This is a genomic window from Scandinavium lactucae (genome assembly GCF_033843265.1).
Classification (GTDB): Bacteria; Pseudomonadota; Gammaproteobacteria; order Enterobacterales; family Enterobacteriaceae; genus Scandinavium; species Scandinavium lactucae.
Genome location: NZ_JAWXRD010000003.1, coordinates 61,097 through 85,604 on the forward strand (window position 1 = coordinate 61,097; position 24,508 = coordinate 85,604).

General features: G+C 58.8%; 27 protein-coding genes. 7 read left to right on the forward strand and 20 right to left on the reverse strand.

Translation table 11 applies throughout. The features are described 5' to 3' along the window. The 7 genes from arnC to SIK69_RS04600 all read left to right on the forward strand — a co-directional run bounded on the left by arnC (window position 1) and on the right by SIK69_RS04600 (window position 7,614). Window positions 1–984, forward strand: coding sequence for an undecaprenyl-phosphate 4-deoxy-4-formamido-L-arabinose transferase (arnC, locus tag SIK69_RS04565; protein ID WP_319627336.1), 984 nt, complete (start codon window positions 1–3; stop codon window positions 982–984). Beyond that, window positions 981–2,963: a bifunctional UDP-4-amino-4-deoxy-L-arabinose formyltransferase/UDP-glucuronic acid oxidase ArnA gene (arnA, locus tag SIK69_RS04570; protein ID WP_319785524.1), complete on the forward strand. Its 1,983-nt coding sequence runs from the start codon at window positions 981–983 to the stop codon at window positions 2,961–2,963. The genes arnC and arnA overlap by 4 nt, the downstream gene beginning before the upstream one ends. Continuing rightward, window positions 2,963–3,856 carry a 4-deoxy-4-formamido-L-arabinose-phosphoundecaprenol deformylase gene (gene arnD / locus SIK69_RS04575; protein WP_319627335.1) on the forward strand — a complete coding sequence of 298 codons (894 nt, stop codon included), beginning with the start codon at window positions 2,963–2,965 and terminating at the stop codon, window positions 3,854–3,856. The genes arnA and arnD overlap by 1 nt, the downstream gene beginning before the upstream one ends. A gap of 5 nt (window positions 3,857–3,861) precedes the next feature. Then, a complete protein-coding gene (gene arnT, locus SIK69_RS04580; RefSeq protein WP_319785525.1) occupies window positions 3,862–5,520 on the forward strand; it encodes a lipid IV(A) 4-amino-4-deoxy-L-arabinosyltransferase in 1,659 nt (552 codons plus the stop codon). Continuing rightward, window positions 5,514–5,852, forward strand: a complete 339-nt coding sequence (gene arnE / locus SIK69_RS04585; RefSeq protein ID WP_319785526.1) for a 4-amino-4-deoxy-L-arabinose-phosphoundecaprenol flippase subunit ArnE — start codon at window positions 5,514–5,516, stop codon at window positions 5,850–5,852. Before arnT ends, arnE begins: the two co-directional genes overlap by 7 nt. Next, window positions 5,852–6,229 (forward strand): 4-amino-4-deoxy-L-arabinose-phosphoundecaprenol flippase subunit ArnF, encoded by a 378-nt coding sequence (gene arnF, locus SIK69_RS04590; protein ID WP_319785527.1) that lies wholly within the window; start codon window positions 5,852–5,854, stop codon window positions 6,227–6,229. Before arnE ends, arnF begins: the two co-directional genes overlap by 1 nt. A gap of 953 nt (window positions 6,230–7,182) precedes the next feature. Further along, entirely contained in the window at window positions 7,183–7,614 is a 432-nt protein-coding gene (locus tag SIK69_RS04600) for a hypothetical protein (protein ID WP_319785529.1), read from the forward strand. A 32-nt stretch (window positions 7,615–7,646) separates the two neighbouring features. Here the strand turns inward: SIK69_RS04600 and acpT are convergent, their stop codons facing one another. The 20 genes from acpT to SIK69_RS04700 all read right to left on the reverse strand — a co-directional run bounded on the left by acpT (window position 7,647) and on the right by SIK69_RS04700 (window position 24,459). Continuing rightward, the gene (gene acpT, locus SIK69_RS04605; protein WP_319785531.1) at window positions 7,647–8,225 is read right to left on the reverse strand and encodes a 4'-phosphopantetheinyl transferase AcpT; all 579 of its coding nucleotides are present in this window, start codon (window positions 8,223–8,225) and stop codon (window positions 7,647–7,649) included. Window positions 8,226–8,227: 2 nt separating this feature from the next. After that, entirely contained in the window at window positions 8,228–9,457 is a 1,230-nt protein-coding gene (locus SIK69_RS04610) for a beta-ketoacyl-ACP synthase (RefSeq protein WP_319627099.1), read from the reverse strand. Continuing rightward, window positions 9,454–10,185 carry a 3-ketoacyl-ACP reductase FabG2 gene (locus tag SIK69_RS04615; protein WP_319627098.1) on the reverse strand — a complete coding sequence of 244 codons (732 nt, stop codon included), beginning with the start codon at window positions 10,183–10,185 and terminating at the stop codon, window positions 9,454–9,456. Before SIK69_RS04615 ends, SIK69_RS04610 begins: the two co-directional genes overlap by 4 nt. Next, window positions 10,182–10,658 (reverse strand): hotdog family protein, encoded by a 477-nt coding sequence (locus SIK69_RS04620; RefSeq protein WP_319627097.1) that lies wholly within the window; start codon window positions 10,656–10,658, stop codon window positions 10,182–10,184. Before SIK69_RS04620 ends, SIK69_RS04615 begins: the two co-directional genes overlap by 4 nt. Next, the gene (locus tag SIK69_RS04625) at window positions 10,655–11,824 is read right to left on the reverse strand and encodes a beta-ketoacyl-[acyl-carrier-protein] synthase family protein (protein ID WP_319785532.1); all 1,170 of its coding nucleotides are present in this window, start codon (window positions 11,822–11,824) and stop codon (window positions 10,655–10,657) included. The genes SIK69_RS04620 and SIK69_RS04625 overlap by 4 nt, the downstream gene beginning before the upstream one ends. Window position 11,825: 1 nt before the next feature. Continuing rightward, a complete protein-coding gene (locus tag SIK69_RS04630) occupies window positions 11,826–12,407 on the reverse strand; it encodes a DUF3261 domain-containing protein (RefSeq protein WP_374941304.1) in 582 nt (193 codons plus the stop codon). Further along, complete coding sequence (locus SIK69_RS04635; RefSeq protein ID WP_374941348.1) at window positions 12,407–14,728, reverse strand: MMPL family transporter; 2,322 nt, start codon at window positions 14,726–14,728, stop codon at window positions 12,407–12,409. The genes SIK69_RS04630 and SIK69_RS04635 overlap by 1 nt, the downstream gene beginning before the upstream one ends. Then, complete coding sequence (locus tag SIK69_RS04640; protein ID WP_319627094.1) at window positions 14,697–15,302, reverse strand: outer membrane lipoprotein carrier protein LolA; 606 nt, start codon at window positions 15,300–15,302, stop codon at window positions 14,697–14,699. Before SIK69_RS04640 ends, SIK69_RS04635 begins: the two co-directional genes overlap by 32 nt. Next, window positions 15,299–15,721 (reverse strand): acyl-CoA thioesterase, encoded by a 423-nt coding sequence (locus tag SIK69_RS04645; RefSeq protein ID WP_319785533.1) that lies wholly within the window; start codon window positions 15,719–15,721, stop codon window positions 15,299–15,301. Before SIK69_RS04645 ends, SIK69_RS04640 begins: the two co-directional genes overlap by 4 nt. A 3-nt stretch (window positions 15,722–15,724) precedes the next feature. Next, window positions 15,725–17,404, reverse strand: a complete 1,680-nt coding sequence (locus SIK69_RS04650) for a glycosyltransferase family 2 protein (protein WP_319785534.1) — start codon at window positions 17,402–17,404, stop codon at window positions 15,725–15,727. Next, complete coding sequence (locus tag SIK69_RS04655) at window positions 17,395–17,748, reverse strand: ApeI family dehydratase (protein ID WP_319627091.1); 354 nt, start codon at window positions 17,746–17,748, stop codon at window positions 17,395–17,397. Before SIK69_RS04655 ends, SIK69_RS04650 begins: the two co-directional genes overlap by 10 nt. Further along, entirely contained in the window at window positions 17,745–19,103 is a 1,359-nt protein-coding gene (locus SIK69_RS04660) for an AMP-binding protein (protein ID WP_319785535.1), read from the reverse strand. The genes SIK69_RS04655 and SIK69_RS04660 overlap by 4 nt, the downstream gene beginning before the upstream one ends. Beyond that, window positions 19,100–19,681 carry a COG4648 family protein gene (locus tag SIK69_RS04665; RefSeq protein ID WP_319627089.1) on the reverse strand — a complete coding sequence of 194 codons (582 nt, stop codon included), beginning with the start codon at window positions 19,679–19,681 and terminating at the stop codon, window positions 19,100–19,102. The genes SIK69_RS04660 and SIK69_RS04665 overlap by 4 nt, the downstream gene beginning before the upstream one ends. Window positions 19,682–19,686: 5 nt before the next feature. After that, a complete protein-coding gene (locus SIK69_RS04670) occupies window positions 19,687–19,938 on the reverse strand; it encodes an acyl carrier protein (RefSeq protein WP_319627088.1) in 252 nt (83 codons plus the stop codon). A gap of 13 nt (window positions 19,939–19,951) precedes the next feature. Continuing rightward, window positions 19,952–20,209, reverse strand: a complete 258-nt coding sequence (locus tag SIK69_RS04675) for a phosphopantetheine-binding protein (protein ID WP_110510180.1) — start codon at window positions 20,207–20,209, stop codon at window positions 19,952–19,954. 33 nt (window positions 20,210–20,242) lie between these two features. Then, window positions 20,243–21,046, reverse strand: coding sequence for a lysophospholipid acyltransferase family protein (locus tag SIK69_RS04680; RefSeq protein WP_319627333.1), 804 nt, complete (start codon window positions 21,044–21,046; stop codon window positions 20,243–20,245). Further along, the gene (locus SIK69_RS04685; RefSeq protein WP_319627087.1) at window positions 21,025–21,747 is read right to left on the reverse strand and encodes a beta-ketoacyl synthase chain length factor; all 723 of its coding nucleotides are present in this window, start codon (window positions 21,745–21,747) and stop codon (window positions 21,025–21,027) included. The genes SIK69_RS04680 and SIK69_RS04685 overlap by 22 nt, the downstream gene beginning before the upstream one ends. 229 nt (window positions 21,748–21,976) lie before the next feature. Continuing rightward, window positions 21,977–22,369, reverse strand: coding sequence for a hypothetical protein (locus SIK69_RS04690; protein ID WP_319785536.1), 393 nt, complete (start codon window positions 22,367–22,369; stop codon window positions 21,977–21,979). Window positions 22,370–22,701: 332 nt separating this feature from the next. Next, on the reverse strand, window positions 22,702–23,751 hold the full coding sequence (locus SIK69_RS04695; protein ID WP_319627085.1) for an AI-2E family transporter: 1,050 nt from the start codon (window positions 23,749–23,751) through the stop codon (window positions 22,702–22,704). Window positions 23,752–23,901: 150 nt separating this feature from the next. Further along, window positions 23,902–24,459 carry a DcrB family lipoprotein gene (locus SIK69_RS04700; RefSeq protein ID WP_319785537.1) on the reverse strand — a complete coding sequence of 186 codons (558 nt, stop codon included), beginning with the start codon at window positions 24,457–24,459 and terminating at the stop codon, window positions 23,902–23,904. Between the last annotated feature and the right edge of the window lie 49 nt (window positions 24,460–24,508).

The window sequence follows — 24,508 nt, forward strand, 5'->3', positions numbered from 1 at the left end:
ATGTTTGCAGCGCCTACAATACAAAAAGTCTCGGTGGTCATCCCGGTCTACAACGAGCAGGAAAGCCTGCCTGAACTTATCCGCCGCACCGATGCCGCCTGCGCCACCTTAAACCGTGATTACGAAATCCTGCTGGTTGATGACGGCAGCAGCGACGATTCTGCCCAGATGCTGAGCCTCGCCGCCGAGGCCCCGGGTAGCCATATTGTGGCGGTGCTGTTGAACCGTAACTACGGCCAACACTCGGCAATTATGGCGGGCTTTAGCCACGTCACCGGCGACCTGATTATTACCCTTGATGCCGACCTGCAAAACCCGCCGGAAGAGATCCCGCGTCTGGTGGAAAAAGCCGACGAAGGCTACGACGTGGTGGGCACCGTGCGCCAGAATCGCCAGGACAGCATCTTCCGTAAATCCGCCTCGAAGATGATCAACCGCCTGATCCAGCGCACCACCGGTAAAGCGATGGGCGACTACGGCTGCATGCTGCGCGCCTATCGCCGCCACATTATCGACGCGATGCTCAACTGCCACGAGCGCAGCACCTTTATCCCGATTCTCGCCAATACCTTCGCGCGTCGCGCGGTGGAGATCCCGGTGCTGCACGCCGAGCGCGAGTTTGGTGATTCCAAATACAGCTTTATGCGCCTGATTAACCTGATGTACGACCTGGTGACCTGTCTGACCACCACGCCGCTGCGTCTATTGAGCGTGGTCGGCAGCGTGATTGCCCTGGCGGGTTTTGCGTTCGCCATTCTGCTGGTGATTTTACGTCTGGCGCTGGGCGCTGAATGGGCGGGCGACGGGTTATTCCTGCTGTTCGCCGTGCTGTTTATGTTTATCGGCGCGCAGTTCGTCGGTATGGGACTTCTCGGGGAGTATATCGGGCGCATCTATAACGATGTGCGAGCCCGTCCCCGCTACTTTATTCAACGTGTTGTTCGCCAGGAAAAACTGGCTGCAGAAGAGGAAAATCGTTCATGAAAGCTGTCGTATTCGCCTATCACGACATGGGTTGCACCGGTATTCAGGCCCTGCTTGACGCGGGATATGACATCAAGGCGATCTTTACGCATCCGGATAACGCCGGGGAGAATAACTTCTTTGGCTCCGTCGCCCGTCTGGCTGCCGAGCAGGGAATTACCGTGTATGCCCCGGAAGACGTGAACCATCCGCTGTGGGTGGAGCGTATTCGTACGATGGCACCCGACGTCATTTTTTCCTTCTACTACCGCCATCTGCTGAGCGACGATATCGTCAGCCTCGCGCCACAGGGGGCGTTCAATCTGCACGGTTCCCTGCTGCCACGCTATCGTGGTCGCGCCCCGCTGAACTGGGTGCTGGTTAACGGGGAAAAAGAGACCGGCGTGACCCTGCATAGGATGGTGAAACGCGCGGACGCGGGCAACATTATGGGCCAGTTGAAGGTGCAGATTGACGATGCCGACGTGGCGCTGAGCCTGCACCGTAAAGTGTGCAGCGCCGCGCAAACGCTGCTGCGTGATGTACTGCCGCAGATTGCCACCGGCGACATAATTGAAACCGTTCAGGACGAAAGCCAGGCGACCTACGTTGGCCGCCGCACGCCGGAAGACGGGCGACTGAACTGGGAACAGTCCGCCGCATCGCTGCACAACCTGGTGCGCGCGGTGTCTGATCCGTGGCCGGGCGCGTTCGGTTTCGTCGGCACCCACAAGTTCATCGTCTGGAAATCCCGCGTGCGTCACGACATGACGGCGGCTAAGCCGGGCACCGTGCTGTCGGTGAACCCGCTGGTGGTGGCCTGCGGTAGCGGGGCGCTGGAAATTCTGACCGGGCAAACCGACAAAGGCGTTTATATGCAGGGCGCACAGCTGGCGCTGGCGCTGGGTCTGGTGCCGAGCGCGCTGCTGTCGAGCAAACCGTTTGTGGCGGTGAAACGCCGCACGCGGGTGCTGATCCTCGGGGTCAACGGTTTCATCGGTAACCACCTGACCGAGCGTCTGCTGGCAGATGATAACTACGAAATTTACGGCCTGGATATCGGCTCAGATGCCATCAGCCGTTTCCTCGACTGCCCGCGCTTCCACTTTGTTGAAGGTGATATCAGCATTCACTCCGAGTGGATCGAATACCACATCAAAAAATGTGACGTGGTGCTGCCGCTGGTAGCGATCGCCACCCCCATCGAATACACCCGTAACCCGCTGCGGGTGTTCGAACTCGATTTCGAAGAGAACCTGAAGATAATCCGCGACTGTGTGAAGTACAACAAGCGCATCATCTTCCCGTCCACCTCGGAAGTGTACGGTATGTGTACCGACAACAACTTCGATGAAGACGCCTCGAATCTGGTTGTTGGGCCTATCAACAAACAGCGCTGGATTTACTCGGTGTCTAAACAGCTGCTGGACCGTGTTATCTGGGCCTACGGCGACAAAGAAAATCTCAAATTCACCCTGTTCCGTCCGTTCAACTGGATGGGGCCTCGTCTGGATAACCTTAATGCCGCGCGGATCGGCAGTTCCCGCGCCATCACCCAGCTGATCCTCAACCTGGTCGAAGGTTCGCCGATTAAGCTTATCGAAGGCGGGAAGCAGAAGCGCTGTTTCACCGATATCAGCGACGGGATCGAAGCGCTGTTCCGCATCATTGAGAACAAAGACGGGCGCTGCGACGGGCAGATCATTAATATCGGTAACCCGGATAATGAAGCGAGCATCAAAGAGCTGGCTGAAATGCTGCTCGACTGCTTCGAACGTCATCCTCTGCGTAACCAGTTCCCGCCGTTTGCGGGCTTCCGCGAAGTGGAAAGCAGCGATTATTACGGCAAAGGGTATCAGGACGTTGAGCACCGTAAGCCGAGCATTCGTAACGCCAAACGTTGCCTCGACTGGCAGCCGACGGTGGAAATGCAACAAACGGTTGAGCAGACGCTGGACTTCTTCCTGCGCACCGTTGAGTTAACGGAACCGCAAAAATGATGCGAAAAGTTGGCTTACGCGTTGATGTGGATACCTTTCGCGGCACCCGCGAGGGCGTCCCCCGCCTGCTGGAGATCCTCCGGCGGCACGACATTCAGGCCAGCTTCTTCTTCAGCGTTGGGCCGGACAACATGGGACGCCATCTCTGGCGTCTGTTAAAGCCAAAGTTCTTGTGGAAGATGCTGCGCTCGCGTGCGGCATCGCTGTACGGCTGGGATATCCTGCTGGCGGGCACCGCCTGGCCGGGGAAAATCATCGGAACCGCGAACGCGGAGGTGATCCGCGCCACCGCCAAAGAACATGAGGTCGGGCTGCATGCCTGGGATCATCATCGCTGGCAGATGTGGAGCGGCGTCTGGGATCAGCCGCACCTGGAGCTGGAGATTGGCCGCGGCTTGCAGGCGCTGGAAGAGATTATCGGCACCCCCGTAACCTGTTCCGCCGTCGCGGGCTGGCGGGCCGATGGGCGCGTGGTCAGAGCCAAAGAGGGCTTTGAGTTTCTCTACAACAGCGATTGTCGCGGGACCCGGCCTTTCCTGCCGGTATTGGGCGAAGGGAAAACGGGCACCGTGCAAATCCCGGTCACGTTACCGACCTGGGATGAAGCCGTGGGCACCCGCGTTGCTGCCGAAGGCTATAACGACTGGCTGTTGGAGCAAATCCATCACGACCCTGGCGTGCCGGTTTACACCATCCATGCTGAGGTAGAAGGCATTATTGGCGCGTCACAATTTGAAGACCTGATACGGCAGGCAGTCCAGGAGGGCATTTCCTTTTGCCCGTTGAGCCAGCTGTTGCCGGAGGATTTTCGTTCGCTACCCAAAGGGAATGTGGTGCGAGGTGAACTGGCGGGCCGGGAAGGCTGGCTGGGCCAAGAACAATTATTGGATTAAGTGCTATGAAATCCGTACGTTTAAGCGCATCGCTGCTGTTTTTATTCGTGCTGTATTATGTCCTGCCTCTGAATTTCCGTTTGTTGTGGCAGCCAGATGAGACCCGCTATGCGGAGATCAGCCGCGAAATGCTGGCGACGGGCGACTGGCTGGTGCCGCATTTCCTCGGCCTGCGTTACTTCGAAAAACCGATTGCCGGTTACTGGTTCAACAGTATCGGTCAATGGCTGTTTGGTCATTCCAACTTTGCGGTGCGCTTCGGGGTGGTCTTTTCCACCGCCTGTACCGCGCTGCTGGTGGCCTGGCTGGCCTGGAAACTGTGGCAGGATAAGCGCACGGTGATTCTGTCTACCGTCATCTTCCTGACCGCATTTTTGGTATATGGCATCGGGACTTACGCGGTGCTCGACCCGATGATTGCCCTGTGGCTGATGCTGGCGATGTGCAGCTTCTGGGGCGCAACCCAGTCGCCGACGCGCGCCGGAAAACTTGGCGGCTACGTACTGTTGGGCGTCGCCTGCGGGATGGGGGTGATGACCAAAGGCTTTCTCGCCCTGGCGGTGCCGGTTATCAGCGTGCTGCCGTGGGTGCTGGTGCAGAAGCGCTGGAAAGAGGTGCTGCTGTGGGGCTGGGTGGCGGTGGGGGTGTGTATCCTCACCGTGCTGCCGTGGGGTCTGGCGATTGCGCAGCGCGAACCCGATTTCTGGCGCTACTTCTTCTGGGTAGAACACGTCCAGCGTTTCGCGCAGAGTGATGCGCAGCATAAAGCGCCTTTCTGGTACTACATTCCGTTCCTGATTGCGGGCAGTTTACCGTGGCTGGCGCTGCTGCCGGGGGCGCTCAAAACCGGCTGGACAGTACGTGACCCGCAGCGCAGTGCGTTCTATCTGCTGGGCTGGGTGGTCATGCCGTTGCTGTTTTTTAGCATCGCCAAAGGCAAGCTGCCCACCTACATCCTGCCGTGTTTTGCGCCGCTGGCAATCCTGATGGCGCGTTATGCGCTGGAGGCCGTCGATAAAGGGTCGAAGGCGCTGCGCTACAACGGGATTACCAACATCGCTTTCGGCCTGATGGGGCTGGGGGCGGTGCTGGTGGTCTCCCCGTGGGGCCTGCTGTCGAAACCGGTGTGGAACAGCATCGAACTGTATAAGTGTTTGCTGGCGGCGGTGGCGTTTGCTGCCTGGGCGCTGGTGGGCTGGCTGTCGATTCGCGATGGCGTGAAGCGTTGGGCACTGGCTGCCTGCTGTCCGTTGGGACTGGCGCTGCTGGTCGGCTTTGCGATCCCGGATAAAGTTATCGACAGCAAACAGCCGCAGTTCATCACTGATATCGTGAGTGAACAACTGGCCCCCAGCCGCTATGTGCTCACCAACAGCGTGGGCGTGGCGGCCGGGCTGGCGTGGGATCTTAAACGCAGCGACATCATGATGTTCGGCCAGCAGGGCGAACTGAAATACGGGCTGGCTTACCCGGATGCGCAGGGCCGTTATATCAATCCTGATGAGTTCGACGGTTGGCTGGCGGCGCATCGTGCGCAAGGCCCGGTGTCGCTGGTGCTACAGTTGAACAAAGGACAAAAGCTCGAGGAGCTCGGTTTGCCGAAACCCGATAACCTGTATGTGATGAGCCGGATGGTGTTTGTGCAGTATCTGCCGCAATGGTAACCACCTTCTCTCTGCTGCTGGCCAGCCTGCTGAGCTGTGTCGGTATGCTGTGCCAGAAACAGGCGACCCGCCCGGCGAAATCCGGACGGCGTGGGCCGCATCTCGTCCTATGGCTGGGCCTGGCGCTGTTGGCGCTGGGCTTCGGCATGGCGCTGTGGCTGGTGGTATTGCAGCGTTTACCCGTCGGGATTGCATACCCGATGCTGAGTCTGAATTTTGTGTGGGTGACGCTGGCGGCACGTTTCATCTGGCATGAGCCGGTATCGCAGCGTCACTGGCTGGGCGTCGGATTGATTATTCTGGGCATCGTCATCATGGGAGGCAGCCACTGATGGGCATTGTATGGGCGTTGCTCAGTGTGTTTCTGGTCAGCGGGGCGCAACTGCTGTTGCGTCAGGCGATGCTGACCCTGCCGGAGGTGAGCGATGTTGTCACCTTGCTGTGGCACCTCCTGCGGTTCGACGCGGGCACCGTGACGCTGCTGTTCGGGCTTTTGGGCTATCTGGCGTCGATGGTGTGCTGGTTCTTCGCCCTGCGGCGATTGCCGTTGGCTAAGGCCTACGCGCTGTTGAGTCTGAGCTATATCGCGGTATGGGCCGCCGCGCTGGTGCTGCAACACGAAGTCTTTTCCTTGCAAGGGCTGGCGGGCGTACTGCTGGTGATGGCCGGGGTAATGACGATATTTTCGCCGCCACCACCTAACCGTTAAAGGGGTTTGCGCCCCTGAACGGGAAGGTATCAGGCGATACACAGATTATTCCACGTATCACGGTAGATAATATTTCCTTCTATGTATTGGAAGCGTTGGCATCAAACAATGGGTAATAATTGGTGAGCTATTTAATGTAACGAGAAAATATAAATATCATGAATATGAAGAAAGCGCCCACGGGCCAAATAGGGCCTTCAGGAAAAAAATGAACCAGAACGACTGCGAAGACAAGTGTAAGCAACGCGGGACCGTAGGGTAAAACGGAAGACGTAAACAGCCGCTTAAAAAACCTGTTGATTAGATTCATCATAGTTATCGAATCATCCGGGTGATGATATTCGCGATTTCCCAACACCTGTTACAGCATTTTCTAATTTTAATGCGAGAATTTTATTGGACTGCAAATGACGGATAACGTGTTGCCTGTAATACATAGCGGTTCCTTGCTAACGTTTATTCTCTCCATTCAAAAGTGTAAACCTTCTCCGCAGGCGTAAATGGATTGCCCTCGCAAAATGGTAAAGCGCCATGCTTCACCTTCGAAGCATCACGTTTCCTCTCAGCGTAAACCGAAGTCAGGGTATGTTTTACGAGCATCGCCGTAAGCTTTCTGCAACTGCAACAACGCCGTTCGATATTTTGCGAGGCGCTTTCAGGAATATAAAATGGGCTGTTTATTAAAAAAACCACAGGTTTAGAGTGGCCTTGCACCTGCACAAACGGGTGCCAGAATTGGCATTCTGACGCTAAAGACGATCCTTTTAACAGGATTGTAGTCTGCTTCATCCAATGATTTGAAGGTATGTGATATCTTCACGGACTTGGTGACCCAGATAGTGGAACCGCAAGGTTCGCTGGTTCTTTAGGCCAGTATGCCAACTCTGTCTGGGCCACCACCGTGAAGTTGGCATTTCCGGTGTGGCATTAGCCGACTAAAGGAGATGTTGAATATGTCGAATGAATCTCAGCCCGAAGAGCTTTCCCTCTATCCCGAACTCGAAGAACACCCCGACTGTATTGCCATTGCCGAGCGCTGCGAACTGCTGGCGGCCATTTTAATGGATTCGACAGATCAGTACGCTATGCAGCCCGTGCTGCGCTGCATGCAAACGTATCTGCTGGCGATGAAATCAGCCCTGGGCGAACTGTTATCCGATGTGCGGATTCTGCAATTGACCGCGAAAGAACTTCCGGCTGAAACGACCAGCTGTTTCAATCCAGATTCCGAACTGCTGCTTGAGTATTGCGAGGCGGTGACCCACACGCTGATCTCGGTCGTACTCCCCAACGAACACAGAGTGAACCTGGTGGGGCTCTTGTACGATCTGTGTTATCTCCAGCGCAGCGATCTCACTGCGCCACGCTTTACCCTCGAAGCATAACGTTTTCCCTCTCTCCACAGGGGAGAGGGAAATTAAGCTAAACGCTCGATAACCTGCGGGACGACATCAAACGGGGTCGGAGTACACACCGCCAGACTCAGGCCATCGGTCTGGACGTCGCTCAAATGCAGATGCAGCGGCGCGGTGCTGTCATAACTGACAATCTGCCAGGCGCTGCCGCCACGCTGCTTCACCATCGCTTCTTTCCGCGTCCAGATCCGCCAGAACGCCGCCAGACGGTGCTCCTCGGCTGCACGTTCAATTTCACGATGTTCATTATGGGTGAAGGTTGCATTCGCCAGTTGAGGCCACTGCGGGCGCGGGCGAATCGCTTCGATATCGCATCCCACCGCACCTTCGTCGCTTAATAACAGGGCGATGCTATCCCCGCTGTGGCTCAGGTTAAACCACAGCGAATGGCTGTCGTCGAACGCCGGTTTTCCCTGCTCGCCATAGCGAATGTCCGGCAGGGGCGAGACGGCGTGACACAGCAGTGCCCGACCGGCAAGCCACGCGCTGCGACGCTTCCCGTCCGGCGCATGCTGTGCCAGCGCCGACGGGAGGGGCGTCAGACTGAGGGTCGAAATTTTCCCGAGGAACAGCCGATACATCGTTACTCCCAGCGTTTGATGACAATCGAGGTGTTGATCCCGCCGAAGGCGAAGTTATTGCTCTGCAAAAACTCACAATCAATAGCCCGGGACTCTCCCATAATGTAGTCCAAATCGCCACATTGTACGTCTGGCTGGCGCAGGTTTAGGGTCGGCGTAAACCAGCCTTCACGCATCATTTGCAGGCTCATCCACGCTTCCAGCGCACCGCACGCGCCCAGCGTATGCCCGAAATAACTCTTCAGCGATGAGATGGGCGTGCGGTTGCCAAATACCGCGGCGGTGGCCTGGCTTTCGGCGAGATCGCCGCGATCGGTGGCGGTGCCGTGCGCGGAAATATAGCCGATATCCGTCGGCGAAAGCCCGGCCTGGCGCAGGGATTGCTCCATGCAAATCTGCATCGTTTCTTTTTGCGGCTGGGTGATATGTGCCGCATCGCAGTTGGTGGCGAAGCCGATGATTTCCCCGAAGATTGTCGCCCCGCGCGCTTTGGCGTGCTCCAGCTCTTCCAGCACCAGCGTGCCTGCGCCTTCGCCGATCACCAGCCCGTCACGACGGGTGTCAAACGGCGCGGGCGTGGTGGTGGGCGCATCGTTGCGCTGGCTGGTGGCGAACAGGGTATCAAACACCGCCGCTTCCGACGGGCACAACTCTTCCGCTCCGCCCGCGACCATCACCGTTTGATAACCGTGACGAATGGCTTCATAGGCGTAGCCGATCGCCTGGCTGCCGGAGGTACAGGCGCTGGACGTGGGGATCACGCGCCCGCGTAGGCCGAAGAACAGCCCGGTATTCACGGCGGTGGTGTGCGGCATCATCTGCACGTAAGTCGTGCCAGTGATGTTGTTGGTGTGTTTCTCGGTCAGCATGGTGGCAAATTCACTCACCGGCCCGGTGCTGCCGGTTGAGGAGCCGTAGGCAATCCCGGTTTCACCGTTGGTCAGCACCGCATCGTCCAGCAGCCCGGCCTGCTCCAGCGCCAGTTCACTGGCGCGGGTCGACAGCAGCGACACCCGGCCCATCGCGCGGATGCGCTTGCGGGTGTAATGCGCAGGCAGGGTGAAATCATCAATCGGTGCGCCGAGCAGGGTGTGCAGCCCGTCGTAAATCTGCCATTCCGGCATCTTGCGTACCGCATTCTGATACCCGCGCAAACGCTCAGACACGCTCTGCCAGCTCTCGCCAAACGCGGTCACGCCGCCCATGCCGGTGATCACCACCCGACGGGTCATAACATGCCTCCGTTGATGGAAATCACCTGCCGGGTAACGTACCCCGCGATATCGGACATCAGATAGCTGGCGAGCCCGGCGACTTCCTCGGCCTGGCCCATGCGTTTCATGGGGATGATGCTCATCGCTTCGTTCAGCGCGGCGTCTTCCATCTCGATCATCCCGGTGTCGATCAGGCCTGGGGCGATGCAGTTGACGGTGATTTTGCGTTTCGCCAGCTCTATCGCCAGCGCTTTGGTGGCCCCGATGATCCCGGCTTTGGCCGCGCTGTAGTTGACCTGACCGCGATTGCCCATCAGTCCGGAAACGGAGGATAGCGTGATGATACGACCCCCGCTGCGCAGGCCAATCATCGGCATCACGCACGGGTGAATCACGTTGTAGAAGCTGTCGAGATTGGTATGGATAACGCTGTCCCAGTCGTCGTCGCTGAGTGCCGGAAACGCACCGTCGCGGGCGATACCCGCATTGCTGACCACCCCGTACCACGCGCCGTGCTGTTCGATATCGGCGGTCAGAACCTGGCGGCACTGCTCGCGGTTGCCGACGTCAAACTGCAACAGACGGCCTGTGCCACCCGCACTTTCAATGGCGTTGAGGGTGGCCTGCGCGCCGGACGCATCGCGGTGATAATGCACGCCAACGGTAAATCCATCGGCGGCCAGCTGGCGCGCAATCGCGCAACCAATGCCTTTGCTGGCCCCGGTGACCAGAACGGAACGACTCATGATGACTTTCTCTGTTCAAAAAGGGAGTTTAATTCTTCGGAAGTGGGCTGGAAGGTGTTGACCCGCCCACTGGCAAGCTTCTTGCCGTCGGCGATAATTTCGCACTCAAAGCTGCCGAAGCGCTCGTCCTGCATCAGCAGCGTAACGGTCACCTCGAGCACGCTGTCGGCGGCAAATTCGCCCGCGACGCATTTCAGCTCGCGCGCGCCAAGCACCATACCCAGTGAAATTTGTGCTTCGCCATTTTGCTGGCGGTGCCAGCCAGACCACACGCCCACGGTCTGCGCCATCAGCTCCAGCGCATACCAGCCCGGCAGATTGCCGCTGGCGTCAATGAATGGGGCCAGCACGCCCCGGCGAGTGACCGTCACCTGACAGGTGGCCTGTTCTTCGCTGACGTTCAGTACTCTTTCCAGCAGCAGCATCGGCGCGTCGTGCGGCAGATACGCCCCGGGGGATAAGTAGTGGCTCATGCGGTTCTCCCCAGCACAAGGCTGGCGTTATTGCCGCCAAAGGCGAATGAATTAGACAGAATCACCGGGCGCAGCAGCGGCTGCGGGGCGGTGATAATCCCGCACGCCGGAAGCGTCGGGTCGGCCAGTGAATGGCTGAAATCCTGTGGCGGAAGCGGTAAATTACGCGCGAGGATAAGCCAGCTCAGCGCCGCTTCGGTAATGCCCGCCGCGCCCAGCGTGTGCCCGGTCAGATGCTTGGTTGAACTGCACGGTACGCGGTCGCCAAACAACGCGTGGATCACCTGCGACTCAACCCGATCGTTGAGCGGGGTGGCGGTGCCGTGCAGGTTAATATAGCCCACGTCCTGCGGGGTCAGTCCGGCGTCGTGTAACGCCTGTTGGATAGCGCGAACTGCGCCTTCCCCCTGCGGATGCGGGGCGGAAATATGGTGTGCATCGCTGGATTCGCCCACCCCGAGCAGGGCCACAGCCTGCGGCTCGCGGGTGAGCAGCATCAGCGCTGCGCCTTCGCCAATGGTGATCCCATCGCGGTCGCGGCCAAACGGTTGGCACAGCGTGGTCGACAGTGATTCTAAGCTATTGAACCCGTTGACCGGCATCCGGCTGAGCGTATCGGCCCCGCCGACAATCGCTACGTCGACCAGTCCGGCCTCAATCAGGCGGCGACCGCTGATCATCGCCCGGGCGCTGGAGGAGCAGGCGGTAGACAGCGTATAGGCCGGGCCTTCCAGCTTCAGCCAGTTACGCAGGAAGCGCGACGGGTCGCCCAGCTCCTGTTGTGCATAGCGCCAGTCGGGGCTTGGTTTACCGTTCAGCGCCAGCCTGGCGTGGATATCGCCTTCATCGAGGCCCGAGGTGCTGGTGCCCATAATCACCGCCACCCGGTCGCGGCCAAAACGGGCAATCGCCTCGTCGACCTGCGGCTGGATCTGTTCCAGCGCCGCCAGCAGCAGTTGATTGTTGCGGGAACGGTGTTCGGCAACCTCATCAGGGATGGGCGGCAGTTCCCCATCCACGCCGCCGAGTACCGCAGGCACCTCGCCCTGCAACCAGCCTTCACGCAGGCGCATCCCCGGTGCAACGCCTGCGCCCAGGTTAGCGGCAATCTCATCCGGCGTGCGGCCCAGCGCGTTAATCATGCCCGCGGCAGCAATGTAGATCATCTCAGTCACCCAGATATTGAATGGTGATGTGGTAGTTGAACACGTGCTGCTCAATGCTGATCGGCTCGCGCTTACCTTTGCGTTGCAGGTAGGTGATGTCCGTCACCAGCTTGCCCTGGGCATTGCGTAGCTCACGTTTATCCCCGCGGTCGGTCAGGGTCCAGCCCTTCGGCAACTGCGGGGTCCAGGCGCTAATCGGCCAGTGGCTGAGCATCACGTCGGCCAACACCTGGCTGGCAGGCGGCAGTTGCGGCACCACGATGGACTGTTCAGTATGGATGCCTTTGTCGTCATAGGTGACGAGGAACAGACGAATACCCACCGATGAGAGCCCCGCCAGGGTCAGTTTTTTATCATCGGCATTGAGCATCACCAGCAGGGACTGGGTTTGGCCGTGAAAACTGCCGGTCAGCAACTGTTGGGAATTGACCGCAGGGGTAATGCCCGGCGGCGGGAGTGTTATCTGCGTTCCCGGTTGCAGCCACGCCTGTGGGCGAGCGTTGTTATCCGGCGTCGAATGACTACAGCCGGTGAGGGCCAACATTGCCGCGAGGGCGAGGCTGTGCCAGAGGGGGCGTATCATCATTTCTTTCTCTCTTTCTTGCCCGGCATCGCCAGCGGCGACAGCAGAAACGCAGTGAAAATGCCGCTGACCAGCACAATGCCGAAGCTGCTGATCGCCTGGGTGGCGCTGAAGACCAGCATCCCCAGTGTGAGCAGGGTGGTCATCATCGCCAGAATAATCGCCAGCAGTGAGGTGAGCGGCGTGCCGCGCGGATTGCTGAAGAACAGGGTGTAGTTGATGCCAATCCCCAGCACCAGCACCAGCGCCAGCAATGAGAACAGGTTCAGCGCATGACCGCTGAACGACAGCGCCGCCAGCCCGCAGCCGAGCGATAACAGCGACGGCACCAGGCTTATCAGCCCTTTGCGCCAGCCAAGCCGCAGCATTGCGCCGATGGCGATAACGACCAGCGCCACGCCGAGCAGGGCGGTTAATATCGTGCGGTATAACGCGAACAGGCTATCAAACGACGCTTTGCGATCGTTCCACGCCACGCCATCGGCCTGTTCAGCTAAGCGTTGCAGCGCCGCGCTGTCTTTTACACCGTCAACCGGGACCAGCACGCCGCTCTTCCCGTCTGGCAGCGTGAGCCACAGCAGACGCCAGCCTTCGCTGACCGGGCTTTTCAGCCAGGCATCGACCGTCACCGGCATCGGATTCAGATCAGGCGTCACCGTTTTCAGGCCGGTGCTTTGCAGGGCGTTGACCACCGCAGGCGTGGCCTGTTTCAACAGCGCCAAATCTTGCTTTTGGCGCTGCAAGGAGTTGAGCGGCAGGGCGCGGAACTGGGTGAACAGGCCCGTCTGACGCGCTTTTTCCAACTGTGGCGTAAAGGCTTCGAGCCGTTCCAGCGTCTGCTGGGCGGAATCGCCGTACACCACGAACCATTTCTGATCGACGCTCTGTCCGGTTAGGGCGGTGATTTTTTTCTCCTGCGCCAACAACTGCGGCGGCAGGGCTTGCAGTTGCGAAATATCGTCATTCACTCGCAGGGTCGCGAGACCCGCCAGCGAGAACAGCGCCAGCGCCACCGGCAGGCCGATGGAGAGCTTTTTGTTGCGCCGCCACGCCGCCAGCCAGCGCAGCATCACGGTCATTAGCGGCACCGGGCGCACCGGCAAGCCGCGACACAGCCACGGATGCCAGAAAATCACCGTCAGACATGAGGCGCTCAGACCCGCCGCGGCAAATACCGCCATCTGCCGGATGCCGGGGAACGGGGCCAGCATCAGCAGCAGATACGCCACCACGGTGGTCAGCAGCGCCAGCAGCAGGGCTCGGCGCACTTTGACCAGGCTTTGCCACGGGGTGGAAACCTCGCCGTGGACCAGCCGTTCGGTCAGATAATAGAGGGTGTAGTCTGCTGAAATGCCGATGATGCTCATGCTCATCACCAGGGTCATGAGATGCAGTTCGCCAAACAGACAGAGTGTCGCCCCCGTGCCCGCCAGCGCGCCGATCCCGACGGACAGCAGGCACAGCAGCAGCGGGCGAATCGAGCGGAATACCAGCACAATCAGCAGGATGACCCCAAGCACGGTCGCCACCCCGAGGGTTGAGACATCATGCTTCGCCTGCTGGCTGGCGTAATCGCTGTAGAACATCGTCCCGCGCGACAGGAGCTGCGCCTGCGGGAACTGGGCTTTGAGTTCAGCTTCCAGCCCCGCCAATTGGCTGACGCGCTGGTGGGTTTGCTGCATGTCGAAGGACGCGCCGTTCACCTCACCGTGCAGCAAATACCAGTAGTTACCCGCGCTGTCCTGAGCCACCAGCCAGCCGTCCATCAGCCGCAGCTTCTGTCCGTTCGCCGCCAGCGCCAGCTGCGAGCCACGCATCAGCATCAGCGGATCGTTGCTCAGCTCTTTACCACTCACTCCGGAAAACGCCGAGTACAGCTGGGATAAAATCCACTGGGCCTGCGCCTCGCCGCCCTGTTGCAGACGGCTACGGGTCGCGCTGTCCATCAACGCATTACGATGCTGGAAAAAGAACGTGCCCCACGCCTGCTGGCTGGCCGCATCCATCGGGCCTTTGAGGTCGCTTAATGCGCCGGACTGCGCCAGCAGGGTTTGCCAGCGGCTCGCTACCGCTGGGTTGGCGGTTTTGCCAGGGCTAACCAGCCACACCACCTGGCGGTCGAGGCGCTGCATAAAGCCGTCGCTCAACGCCGGAGGAATGGCCCCCATACTTTGGGTCGGGAGCATCGCCAGCACGCTGCTGTTGATCCGCGCCCGCGGGAGCATCAGCGCCAGCGCGGTGAGCAGAACAAGGCACAGCCCCAGCCAGCCCCAGGCTGCACGACGGGCGCTAGTGGGCGGCAAAGCGTTGACGTTCATCATCGGTCAAAGTGGCCGGGGTCAGGCGCGGGTTGCTCAGGGTAATATCGGTCCGATCGCCCTGTTTATCGTTCAACTGGATGGTTTCCAGATAGGTTTTCCCGCCGAGATCGATTGAGGTAAAAATCTTATCCAGCGGGGTGGTGATGGGCGTCAGCTTCAGCGTCCAGCGGTCGTTGCCCTGGTCCTGGAAGTCAACGCGGAAGTTCTGCTCCAGCACCTTACGATCGGCCTGGAACAGCGCCCGCAGCAGGTGGTTAAACTGGAACATCTGCGGATTGTTGTCGGCGGTAATCGTCTGCGGCGGCTGACCGTTGATGATTTGCACCATCCGCGAGTCATCGAGCATCAGGCGCATCGGGAACGGGGCGGTCTGATCCCACAGCAGCCCGGTGTCGCGGGCAATCAGCATTTCGCCCTGCGAGCGCAGCGGCTGCGGCATGGCTTTGATGGTGCGGGTCTGCTCGAAATGCGCCCGCACCAGCGGCTGTTCGGTAAAGCGCTGCTGCAATTGATCCAGGGTGACGGCGTGCGTCAGCGGGGCCAGCAGCAGGACCACAAGCGGCCACAGTTTCATGCGTTCACTCCCATGCGTTCAAATAAAACCGGCGGGCTGACGAAGCACAGTTCTTTGGTGTTCTCGTCCACCGCCACCTGAATGGTGTAGCCGGTGGTGGTGCGCTTCCCGCTGGCGGCGTCGAAAATTTCGTAGCCGATGCGCAAACGGTTTTCGTACTCTTCCAGCCTGGCGCGCACGCGAATGGTCTGCTCGAAAGTCACCACGTCGCGGTACTTCACGCGGGTGTCGACCACCGGCCAGACATAGCCGGATGCCTTCATCTGGCGATAGCCATAGTTGAACTGATTGAGCAGCGCCTCGCGGGCGATTTCGAAATAGCGGAAGTAGTTCCCGTGCCACACCACGCCCATCATATCGACGTCGTGAAACGGCACGGTGATTTCAACTTCGGTGGTAAAGCGGGGATCGTTGAGCACCCGTTACTCCTTCTCAGTCGCGTCCGGCAGTCGCCAGAAATCAAAAAAGTTAAACCAGTCGAGGGGCGACAGCAGGGCGTAATGCTCGAGCCGCTGCGCGTAACGATCGACGATGGTCTGCAATGCCTGCTGGCGCTCGCCGCGGGGTAACAACAGCGGATCGGCGAACGGTTCACAATGAACCTGCAATTTGCCCTGCTGCTTGAGGGCGAAAATCATCAGCACCGGGCATTTCAGCACCGAGGCCAGGATAAACGGTCCCTGAGGGAACGGGGCGGGAGAGCCCATAAACTCGCTCCAGATAACGCGCCAGTCGCCGCCGCGCTGCGGATTTACCGCAATGCGATCGCCGACGATCGCCACCCACTCGCCCCGATCGAGCTTCTCTTTCAGTAGCATCGCGGTATCGGGGCCGACATCGGTGACGGAAATAAGATTGATGCCCGACTGCGGGGCGTTTTCTTCCATCACCTGCTTGAAGCGCTGGGCGTTGTCGTTGAATACCAACGCGTTAATGGTGCGGGTCGACAACGCGCGACAGGCTTCGACATCACCCAGGTGCGAGGCCAGCAGCAGCTTGCCCTGCGTGGCAGACATATCCAGCGCTGCCTGCGCCCCGGGGGCAAAAACGATATCCCGGCCCGGCTTCAGTTCCCCGCGCCAACTGGCGATTTTGTCGAGAATGGCGTGGCCGAAGCCTAAAAAATGCTGAAAGCTGTTGAAGCGTTTGGGCGGCGGCAAATTGCGCGCTACCAGCTCTTTTTTCGCCCGGGCAATCCACTGCTGTGAGGCGCGACGCGGTTCGCGGGCGGTGAGCCAGAACACCGCGATCACCGGCCATAACAGCAGGGAGAACGCGCCGCGACCGAAGGTTTTCCACACCCAAATCATCAGTCGCATTCCCCACAGCCCTTTGGCTTCCGGCTGTTTCGCCCAGTGCTGGCGACGACGGCGGAACAGCAGCGACGGGATGCGTGGCAGCATGCCGAAGAACAGCCGGGTGTGCATCCCCGAGATGCGCAGGTTGTCTTTCAGGGCATCAAAATGCGACAGGCCATCCGGCGGATAGGTCACGCGGGTCGGCACAAAATAGCTGGGATTGCCCTGCCAGTAGAGGCGCACCATGACCTCGGTGTCGAAGTCCATCCGCTGGCCGAGCGCTACCTGCTGCGCAAGTTGCAGGGTGGGGGCCACCGGGTAGACGCGAAACCCGCACATGCTGTCTTTCAGCTGGAGAGACAGCGTCTCAATCCATACCCAGACGTGGGTCACGTAGCGGCCGTACAGGCGCGAGCGCGGCACGGAATCGTCGTAAATCGGCTGCCCGGAAATCAGCGCCTGCGGGTGCTTCTCCGCCAGCGTTAACAGACGCGGGATATCTTCAATCGCGTGCTGGCCGTCAGCATCAACCTGCACCGCATGGCTGAAACCTGCGCGCTGCGCCTCTTCCAGACCACGGAGCACCGCCGCACCTTTGCCCGCATTCTGTGCCAGCCGCAGCAGGGTCAGGTTTTCATGGGTGGCGGCGAGGGATTCGAGAATTGTGCGGGTGGCCTCATCGCTGCCGTCATCCACCACAATGCAGGGCAGCTGACAATCAGACAGCCGGGCAAGCACGCTCGCCATCATCGGGCCGTGGTTGTAGCAGGGGATCAGAATGCAGGGGCAGAAGGCTACTGACATAAGCGAATTTTTCCGCTGCTCGCCGTGTGACGTTCGTCGCCGTCGTGGCGCTGATAGCTGAAGGTCAGCAGCTGTTTGTCCACCTGCCAGGCCAGTTCCAGGGTGACGGTCGTTTCCGGCAGCAGCGGAGCCTGAAACTTCACGTTCTGAATGCTGTGAAAACGAAAGCCGGGGGTCAGCAGGGTGGTAGCATAGTGCATTACCCAGTCGAGCTGCGCCACGCCGGGCAACAGCGGCTGCACGTCAAAATGGCCCTGGAACCAGAACAGGTCAGGATCCAGATGCAGCACGATCGACAGCATCTGTGGCGCAGGCTGATGGCGCTCAATTTCACGAGGCTTCACGAAAATAACTCCTGCAATTGGGCGTAGACGCGCTTGTTCATGCTGTTGACCGGGATTTCATCGAGTACCCGCCAGTAGCGCGGTACGGCGACCGATTCCAGCCACGGCATCAGCGCCAGACGCCAGGCCTGCTCCTGCGCTTTCCCGCCGTTGGCCTGCCACTGCTGGCGTGCGCTTTCGGTCAGCACCAGCACCACGCCGATCCCCTGACGACCGCCGCGTGATACCGGCAGGGCGACGGCATCCTCGATGCCTTCCAGCGTCATCAGGCGTTGTTCAATCTCGCTTAAGGACACGCGTTTTTCTTCAATTTTGACCACCCGACCCCGGCGACCCGCGAGGCGGAAACCGTCGTCGACCAGCTCAATCATGTCGTCCAGCAGCAGGCCCTGCTCATCGTTCAGCAAGGGTGACAGCAAGCGCCACTCGTCGTCTTCGGCGCGCAGCGTCACGCCCGGGAACAGCTGCCAGGAGGTGCCGTTGTCGATGCGCTGTCGCCAGGCGATGACCCCGGTTTCGGTACTGCCGTAGATTTCATCGAGCCAGACCTTGAGCCAGCTCTGGGTCTCTTTCACCTCTTTCCACGGCAGCATTCCACCTGCGGAGAGAAGCATGCTGACCGGCGGCGGGATGAGATTCGCGTCCAGGCGCTTGAGAAATGCCGGGCTGCTGATGAACACATAGCGGTGCTCAGCAGGCAGGGCGCTGAGCTGCTCGGCGTAATAGAGCATCGACGCGTGCAGCGGCATCCCGCAGGCCATCGGTAAAAAGATGCGGAAGGTCAGGCCGTACAGATGCTGCGGCACCACGGAAGCCACGACCCGGCAGCCGTCGAGGCGCTGCTCAAAGCGGGTATGCAGCATCTGCGCTTCCGCGTCGAGCAGGGCTACCGGCTTAATGATTTTTTTCGGCTGGCCGGTGGAGCCGGAGGTGAACAGTTCGATAACGCTGTCGGCGGCAATCGGCGACGGGGTGATGTCGTGCCCGTGCGTTGAGGTCGAGGCAGACCTGGCGCTGACCACGATCTGCGGGCCCGCGCAGTCGAGGGACGCTTCACTCAGAATGCCGTCGAATAAGTCCTGCTGTTCGTTGAGCAACGAGACGCGGCAATGACCGGGGATCACCGGAACTTTGCCCGCGTGCAGCGTGGCCAGCAGCGCCACGACAAACAGATAGCTGTTTTCGAAACAGAGCGCCCACCGCGTGCCGGGCTGGGCGTGTAACGCCTGCATCAGGGTGACGACGTCATGGCGCAGTTCACCGAGCTGCCATTCACGCGTGCCGAGCCAGGCGATACAGGTCTCGTCCGGGCGGGTTGGATTCAGCCACTGCGACAGCGGAAGGGGGTGTTTCATGGTTGTTCTCTTTTCATCAAACGTCGGCGCACCAGCCATTCTCCGGCCATCAGACTGCCCATCAGCAGGTAGGCAATCACGCCGTTCCAGGCGGTCCACAGCCGCATGTCACCCTGCAGCGCGGTGAAGAGGGCTATCGTGCCGTTCACGATAAAAAACAGGCACCAGATGCGGGTCACCTGCCGGGTATAGCGCACGCCTTGCGGGGGTAAATTGGGTTCGCGCAGCCGCGCCAGACGCTCAACCAGCGGCATCGCGCTCCACAAAGAGCCGCCAAAGACCGCCAGCATCACCGCGTTGACCACCACCGGATAGAACAGCAACAGTTGGTGAGCTTTTAGCAAGGCGCTGGCGGCGCACAGGGCAATCCCGGTCAGGGCCACGATTTGCAGCACCCGGCGCATCGGCCCGGCCTGTTTGCGCACCTGGAACAGACGTGCCAGCAACAGCAGCGCCATCAGCGGCAGCAGCCAGTGCAGGCCGTTGTGGGCCAGACCAAAGCCGACCAGCAGAGGCCAGGCCAGCACAATCGCGCCCGTCGCCAGCCGGAGTAACGGCTGCGAGCCTAAGCCGCGCATCCGGGTTACTCGTCGTGCAGCAGACGGCTTACGGCATCGACCACATCCTGAACGGTGCGGACCGACTTAAACTCATCAGGCTTAATTTTCTTACCGGTTTTTTTCTGCAGGTGGACCACCATATCGACGGCATCGATACTGTCCAGCTCCAGGTCTTCGTACAGGCGGGACTCAGGCTTAATGTCCTGAGGGTCGAGTTCAAACAGTTTTTGCAGAAGCTCGCTCACTTCCTGATAAATCGTTTCTTGTTCAGTCATAACGGACTCGTCTTCACGCACGTTGCGCGTTAATAAAGGACGCCAGTGTGGCGACGGAATAGAAATGCTGACGCATCTCTTCGCTTTCTGCTGAAAGCACCACGCCATACTGATTTTTTACCGCCAGCCCCAGCTCCAGCGCGTCGATGGAATCCAGGCCTAAGCCGTCGCCAAAGAGAGGGGCATCGGTGTCGATATCATCCGCTGACAGCTCATCAAGATTCAGGGTCTGAATGATGAGGTTTTTTATTTCAAGATAGAGGGCTTGCATCATTAATTCCTGCCAAATATAGGTCTTTCCCGGTTAGGTTTCCGGGTTGGTCTGCTGCAATTGAGACAAAAAAAGGCGGTTGAGCTGTCGGGCAGCCAGGGCCGGTTCTTGTAAGTTTGCATCATAAAAGTCGGCGATGGCGAGACGCTCGCCCACATTCACGTCGAATATGGGTTTCACCGGCGGCACATCATACCACTTGCTCTGTTTGTCGAGCATGCGTTGACTGCAATGGATCGTCACAATTCGGACATCGCTTGCGCAACGCACCGCAATATTCGCCGCCCCGCGCTGGAGCGTCATCGGCTCACCCACCCGCGTGCGGGTACCTTCCGGGAAAATCAAAATCGTGTCGCCGCGAGCCAGACGCTGCTGGCAGGCGGGCAGCAGGCTGTCGGCCTGGCTGTTAATCAAATAATCCGCGCTGCGAATAACCCCACTGACAAACGGATTCTTCAGTAAGGCACTTTTCACCATGCAGTCGGTGTCAGGCATCACTGAGGCCAATAAGACGTAATCGAGCAGCGACGGGTGATTGGCGATCACCAGACAGCCGCGCTCCTGACGCAAAATGTCTTTGCCGTGAAAACGGTAATCGAGCACGCCCATCACTTTCGTCACCCACAGGAAAAAACGAAAGCTGGTGGCAATGCTGCGTCGGGCGAGGCTGCGGCGGCGCGCAGGCTGGCGCACCAACACTAACAGAATGTTAAACCAGATAAGCGACAGCAGCAGGCCGCCGAGGCCGAACAGCGAAAAGCAGAATCCGGTGGCGAAAATACGCCACAGGCGATTCAGGCGGGAACTGACGCTTTTCATGCGCGGCTCCAGCACCAGCGGGCCACTTCGCCGTCAATTGCAAATTCAGGGTCGTTATTCAGGTAATGGCGCAGGAAGGTCAGGCTTTGCGGCAACGGGTTTTCCGCTTGGCTGCCGCCTGGACGCGTGGTGCAGGTCAGGGCGTTCCCGGCTGCGAAAACCATCGCGCAGGCGTAGGCCCAACCGGGCATTGAGGCGGGGACGTCATCCTTGTAAAACGCGGGCAGCGTGCCATCGAAATCGACCATCAACACCCGCTGATAGCCCGCCTGTAGCAGGCTGATGACTTCGCACAGACCTTGCTGAAAAGTGTCTTTTCCGGCGGCAAGCGATGAGGAGACGATGGGCTGTTGGGCGGCGATAGTCAGATTGCCCACCGCAGAGTTATGCACCGACAGCGCGAAATCGGTTGGGGAGACGGCTTGCTCCGTCGCCAGGGCGTGCAGGATGCGGTAGTTGCGTTCCAGTTCCCCGTGACGGCTGGTGTAAAGCACCGCATCAATGGCGTGCTTATTCAGCATCGACAGCCCGCACTCCACCGCCAGCTTGCTGCCCGAGCTGAGGCGGCGAGCAGTCATCATCGGCAGCGCGGTCAGTTTGGCCTGCGGCGCAGCAGGGTCGATGGGCTGAGCGTGATGCGCCCAATGATGCCATTGCGCGTCGTCGCTTAAGCCCGGCGCTCGGGCCTGCCAGTCGAGAAGGGTTAATGCAAATATCATCAATTCGAGCCTGGTCTGTCGATTTTCTTTAAGGTTATGCCATTTATTATCATTTTATTCACGCGGCATTTTGCAGGGCAGCCACTGTTTTCGGCCACATCCTACAATGTTGTCGGCAGTCTGGCGATTATCTGTCAGGCAGAGTGGTCTTAATTTCACTATTTTTTTCATCAGGCTGGAAAACGCAATGGGATATCAGGCCCTGGTAGCCTGATATCCAAAATAACGATTACTGCTGTACGGCGCTGGAGAGACTAATCTGAATATCTTTATCGAGGTTATGTACCCAGCGGTTATAGTTTTTATGAATTTGGCCGCCGCTGGCCATCAGATTAGTGCTGCCATCGTATTTGATGATGTAGCTGTTGGCAGAATACTGTACCAAAATATTGGCGGTGTGGTCGCGTACCTGCTGACGGCCTTTAATGATGCCAGGGCCTGCGTCGGTCATGATCCACTGACGGTTGAGTCCCGCTTTTAAAATGGCATTACGCACCTGAGCGTCAGTGTGACCTGCCGTCACCGGGCTCTGAACGGTTTCAATCGGCGCGGTGCGGGAGACGCAACCCGCCAGCGCGCCGACCATGGCTGCGGCAACAAACCACTTCACTAACTTTTTCATCAATAACTCCATTAAATAAAAGTAATGCGTGATTAAACCAGGCATTATCCAAACCCGGCATCAACAAAAGGTAAATATGGCCCTGCCGCGATATCCGGTGCTTTTTTGGTTATTTTGACGTTAAAAATGATAAGGGAGTCTGTAGGGGGCTGCAACCGGAATATCTATTAATGTGATAATCCAGTGGGTCTTAATTAACATTCCAGCGTTTTTGATTTTAATTAAAGGCTAATTTTTCTCAGGGTATTATTCATTTTCCCCGGCGGCGCGATGCTTGCCGGGTCTACGGGAGCGGTAGACTCGTGCAAGCGCAGCCCCGCCGGGCAATGTCCTTATCCCGGCAATCGGCTTTTAGGTCGGCCTGGTCCCAACAGGATAGCCAGCTTGCTGCCGCCTTTGGTGGTCTCCATCCAGATTTTACAGACGCTGGTGAGCGGCACCGACAGCAGCATTCCGACCGGGCCGAGCAGCCAGCCCCAGACCAGTAACGACAGGAAGACCACCAGCGTTGACATACCGAGGCGGCGACCCATCATCTTCGGCTCGACGATATTTCCCAGCACCATATGCACGGCGAGGAATAACCCGCCGACCAGCAGGCACTCGTACCAGCCGTTAAACAGGAACGCCTGAATCATCGGTGGAATGGCGGAAATCACCGAGCCAATGTTCGGCACGTAGTTCAGCAGGAACGCCAGCACGCCCCACATCAACGCGAACTGTACGCCGAGCAGCATCAGGCCAAGCCAGACAATCAGCCCGGTCCACAGGCTTATTAGCGTTTTCAGCGCCAGATAGTGTGAAACGCCTTTCAGCGCGCGGTGCAGGCCAGCGATGTGAATTTGCGGGTTCACCAGCGCGAAACGCAGTTTGTACGGCACGTGGCGCACCTCGAACAGCATAAACACCACCGTCATCACCAACAGCACGATGCTGGCCATCGCCCCGGAAAGCCCGGTCATCATGGTGGTGGCGAAGGTCATCATCTTATCGGAGTCGACGCGTTGCAGCATTCGCTCTGGCGACATGTGCATATGCAGGAACGGCATCGCATCCTGTAGCGCCAGCAGTTTGCGGGTAAGTTCTTTGTTGTACTTCGGTAGCATGGCGACAAACTCGTTGGCAGAGGCCGCCAGCACGGCTATCAGCGCGGTGAGGACGCACAGCATCACGAACACCACAATGGAGATGGCGAGCGGTCGGGAAACACCCCGACGAATAAACCAGGTTACCAGCGGGTTGAGAACAATGGCGAAAAAGAGGGCCAGAAGCAGTTGAACAATAATATCGGCAGCAGAGTGGATCCCGGCCAGGATCACCACCAGCGCCGCCAGTTTTAATAAGATGTGTAGTCCCGCTTTATCAGCGGCAGGCGTTGTCATGGTCATTTCCTTATTGTTTACCGGCATTAAGTGTAGTGCGTTGCGCCGCGCTGACTATCGGAAAGAATGACGAAAGAATCGTTTCGGTCCTGTTGGACGTAAAAAAGCCCCCGGTCGCGAAACCGGGGGCTTTGTCGTCAGCAGGTTAACTTAGTTGATGACGATGGTATTGATGATGTTCTCTGCGGTCGCCTGCGCTTTTTGCTGGTCGTCAGCAGGCAGGGTGATTTGCAGGGTCAGCAGTTTGTTGTCCACTTTGCCCAATACCACTGAAGAGTACGCGGTCTGGCCTTTGGCAGAGATGATGCTGTCGAGCTGTTGCAGGGTATGACCTTTCAGCTCGATGGATTTGTTGGTCACGACCTGCAACTGCGGGTCGCGGCTGCGCTGCTGCTCTTCAAGGCGGGAAGCCAACGCGACAAGATCCTGGTCGGTGTTGTCGCCGACAATCACGATCACCGCTTTCTGGCCGGTGGCGTCAGAATAGACGTGCATGTTATTGGCCTGGGTGCCCAGTTTGCCGCTCTGGTCGGTCATATCGGCCGGCAGGGAGAAGCTGAGTTTGCCATCCAGCAGTTTTACAGGCTGTGCAGCGGCGTTGCTTTCGGCGGCTGCGCCCTGAACCGGGGTTTTGCTGTCGCTGTTATCACAGGCTGAAAGGCCCATTACCAGCAGGCCAATACCGACGTATTTAACCAAATTGCGCATTGACATCTTCCTTTTGATAAACGGCCATTAATGGCACATCCACCTATCT

What these genes read in the sequence shown, in the direction of transcription:
- SIK69_RS04615 (WP_319627098.1), bottom strand. Translation starts at nt 10,185, where the DNA reads ATGAGTCGTTCCGTTCTGGTCACCGGGGCCAGCAAAGGCATTGGTTGC.
- SIK69_RS04620 (WP_319627097.1), bottom strand. Translation starts at nt 10,658, where the DNA reads ATGAGCCACTACTTATCCCCCGGGGCGTATCTGCCGCACGACGCGCCG.
- SIK69_RS04665 (WP_319627089.1), bottom strand. Translation starts at nt 19,681, where the DNA reads ATGCGCGGCTTAGGCTCGCAGCCGTTACTCCGGCTGGCGACGGGCGCG.
- arnD (WP_319627335.1), top strand. Translation starts at nt 2,963, where the DNA reads ATGCGAAAAGTTGGCTTACGCGTTGATGTGGATACCTTTCGCGGCACC.
- arnA (WP_319785524.1), top strand. Translation starts at nt 981, where the DNA reads ATGAAAGCTGTCGTATTCGCCTATCACGACATGGGTTGCACCGGTATT.
- SIK69_RS04675 (WP_110510180.1), bottom strand. Translation starts at nt 20,209, where the DNA reads ATGCAAGCCCTCTATCTTGAAATAAAAAACCTCATCATTCAGACCCTG.
- arnE (WP_319785526.1), top strand. Translation starts at nt 5,514, where the DNA reads ATGGTAACCACCTTCTCTCTGCTGCTGGCCAGCCTGCTGAGCTGTGTC.
- arnF (WP_319785527.1), top strand. Translation starts at nt 5,852, where the DNA reads ATGGGCATTGTATGGGCGTTGCTCAGTGTGTTTCTGGTCAGCGGGGCG.
- SIK69_RS04640 (WP_319627094.1), bottom strand. Translation starts at nt 15,302, where the DNA reads ATGAAACTGTGGCCGCTTGTGGTCCTGCTGCTGGCCCCGCTGACGCAC.
- SIK69_RS04650 (WP_319785534.1), bottom strand. Translation starts at nt 17,404, where the DNA reads ATGTCAGTAGCCTTCTGCCCCTGCATTCTGATCCCCTGCTACAACCAC.
- SIK69_RS04695 (WP_319627085.1), bottom strand. Translation starts at nt 23,751, where the DNA reads ATGACAACGCCTGCCGCTGATAAAGCGGGACTACACATCTTATTAAAA.
- SIK69_RS04685 (WP_319627087.1), bottom strand. Translation starts at nt 21,747, where the DNA reads ATGATATTTGCATTAACCCTTCTCGACTGGCAGGCCCGAGCGCCGGGC.
- SIK69_RS04700 (WP_319785537.1), bottom strand. Translation starts at nt 24,459, where the DNA reads ATGCGCAATTTGGTTAAATACGTCGGTATTGGCCTGCTGGTAATGGGC.
- arnT (WP_319785525.1), top strand. Translation starts at nt 3,862, where the DNA reads ATGAAATCCGTACGTTTAAGCGCATCGCTGCTGTTTTTATTCGTGCTG.
- SIK69_RS04690 (WP_319785536.1), bottom strand. Translation starts at nt 22,369, where the DNA reads ATGAAAAAGTTAGTGAAGTGGTTTGTTGCCGCAGCCATGGTCGGCGCG.
- SIK69_RS04635 (WP_374941348.1), bottom strand. Translation starts at nt 14,728, where the DNA reads ATGATGAACGTCAACGCTTTGCCGCCCACTAGCGCCCGTCGTGCAGCC.
- SIK69_RS04660 (WP_319785535.1), bottom strand. Translation starts at nt 19,103, where the DNA reads ATGAAACACCCCCTTCCGCTGTCGCAGTGGCTGAATCCAACCCGCCCG.
- SIK69_RS04600 (WP_319785529.1), top strand. Translation starts at nt 7,183, where the DNA reads ATGTCGAATGAATCTCAGCCCGAAGAGCTTTCCCTCTATCCCGAACTC.
- acpT (WP_319785531.1), bottom strand. Translation starts at nt 8,225, where the DNA reads ATGTATCGGCTGTTCCTCGGGAAAATTTCGACCCTCAGTCTGACGCCC.
- SIK69_RS04625 (WP_319785532.1), bottom strand. Translation starts at nt 11,824, where the DNA reads ATGATCTACATTGCTGCCGCGGGCATGATTAACGCGCTGGGCCGCACG.
- SIK69_RS04610 (WP_319627099.1), bottom strand. Translation starts at nt 9,457, where the DNA reads ATGACCCGTCGGGTGGTGATCACCGGCATGGGCGGCGTGACCGCGTTT.
- SIK69_RS04670 (WP_319627088.1), bottom strand. Translation starts at nt 19,938, where the DNA reads ATGACTGAACAAGAAACGATTTATCAGGAAGTGAGCGAGCTTCTGCAA.
- arnC (WP_319627336.1), top strand. Translation starts at nt 1, where the DNA reads ATGTTTGCAGCGCCTACAATACAAAAAGTCTCGGTGGTCATCCCGGTC.
- SIK69_RS04630 (WP_374941304.1), bottom strand. Translation starts at nt 12,407, where the DNA reads ATGATACGCCCCCTCTGGCACAGCCTCGCCCTCGCGGCAATGTTGGCC.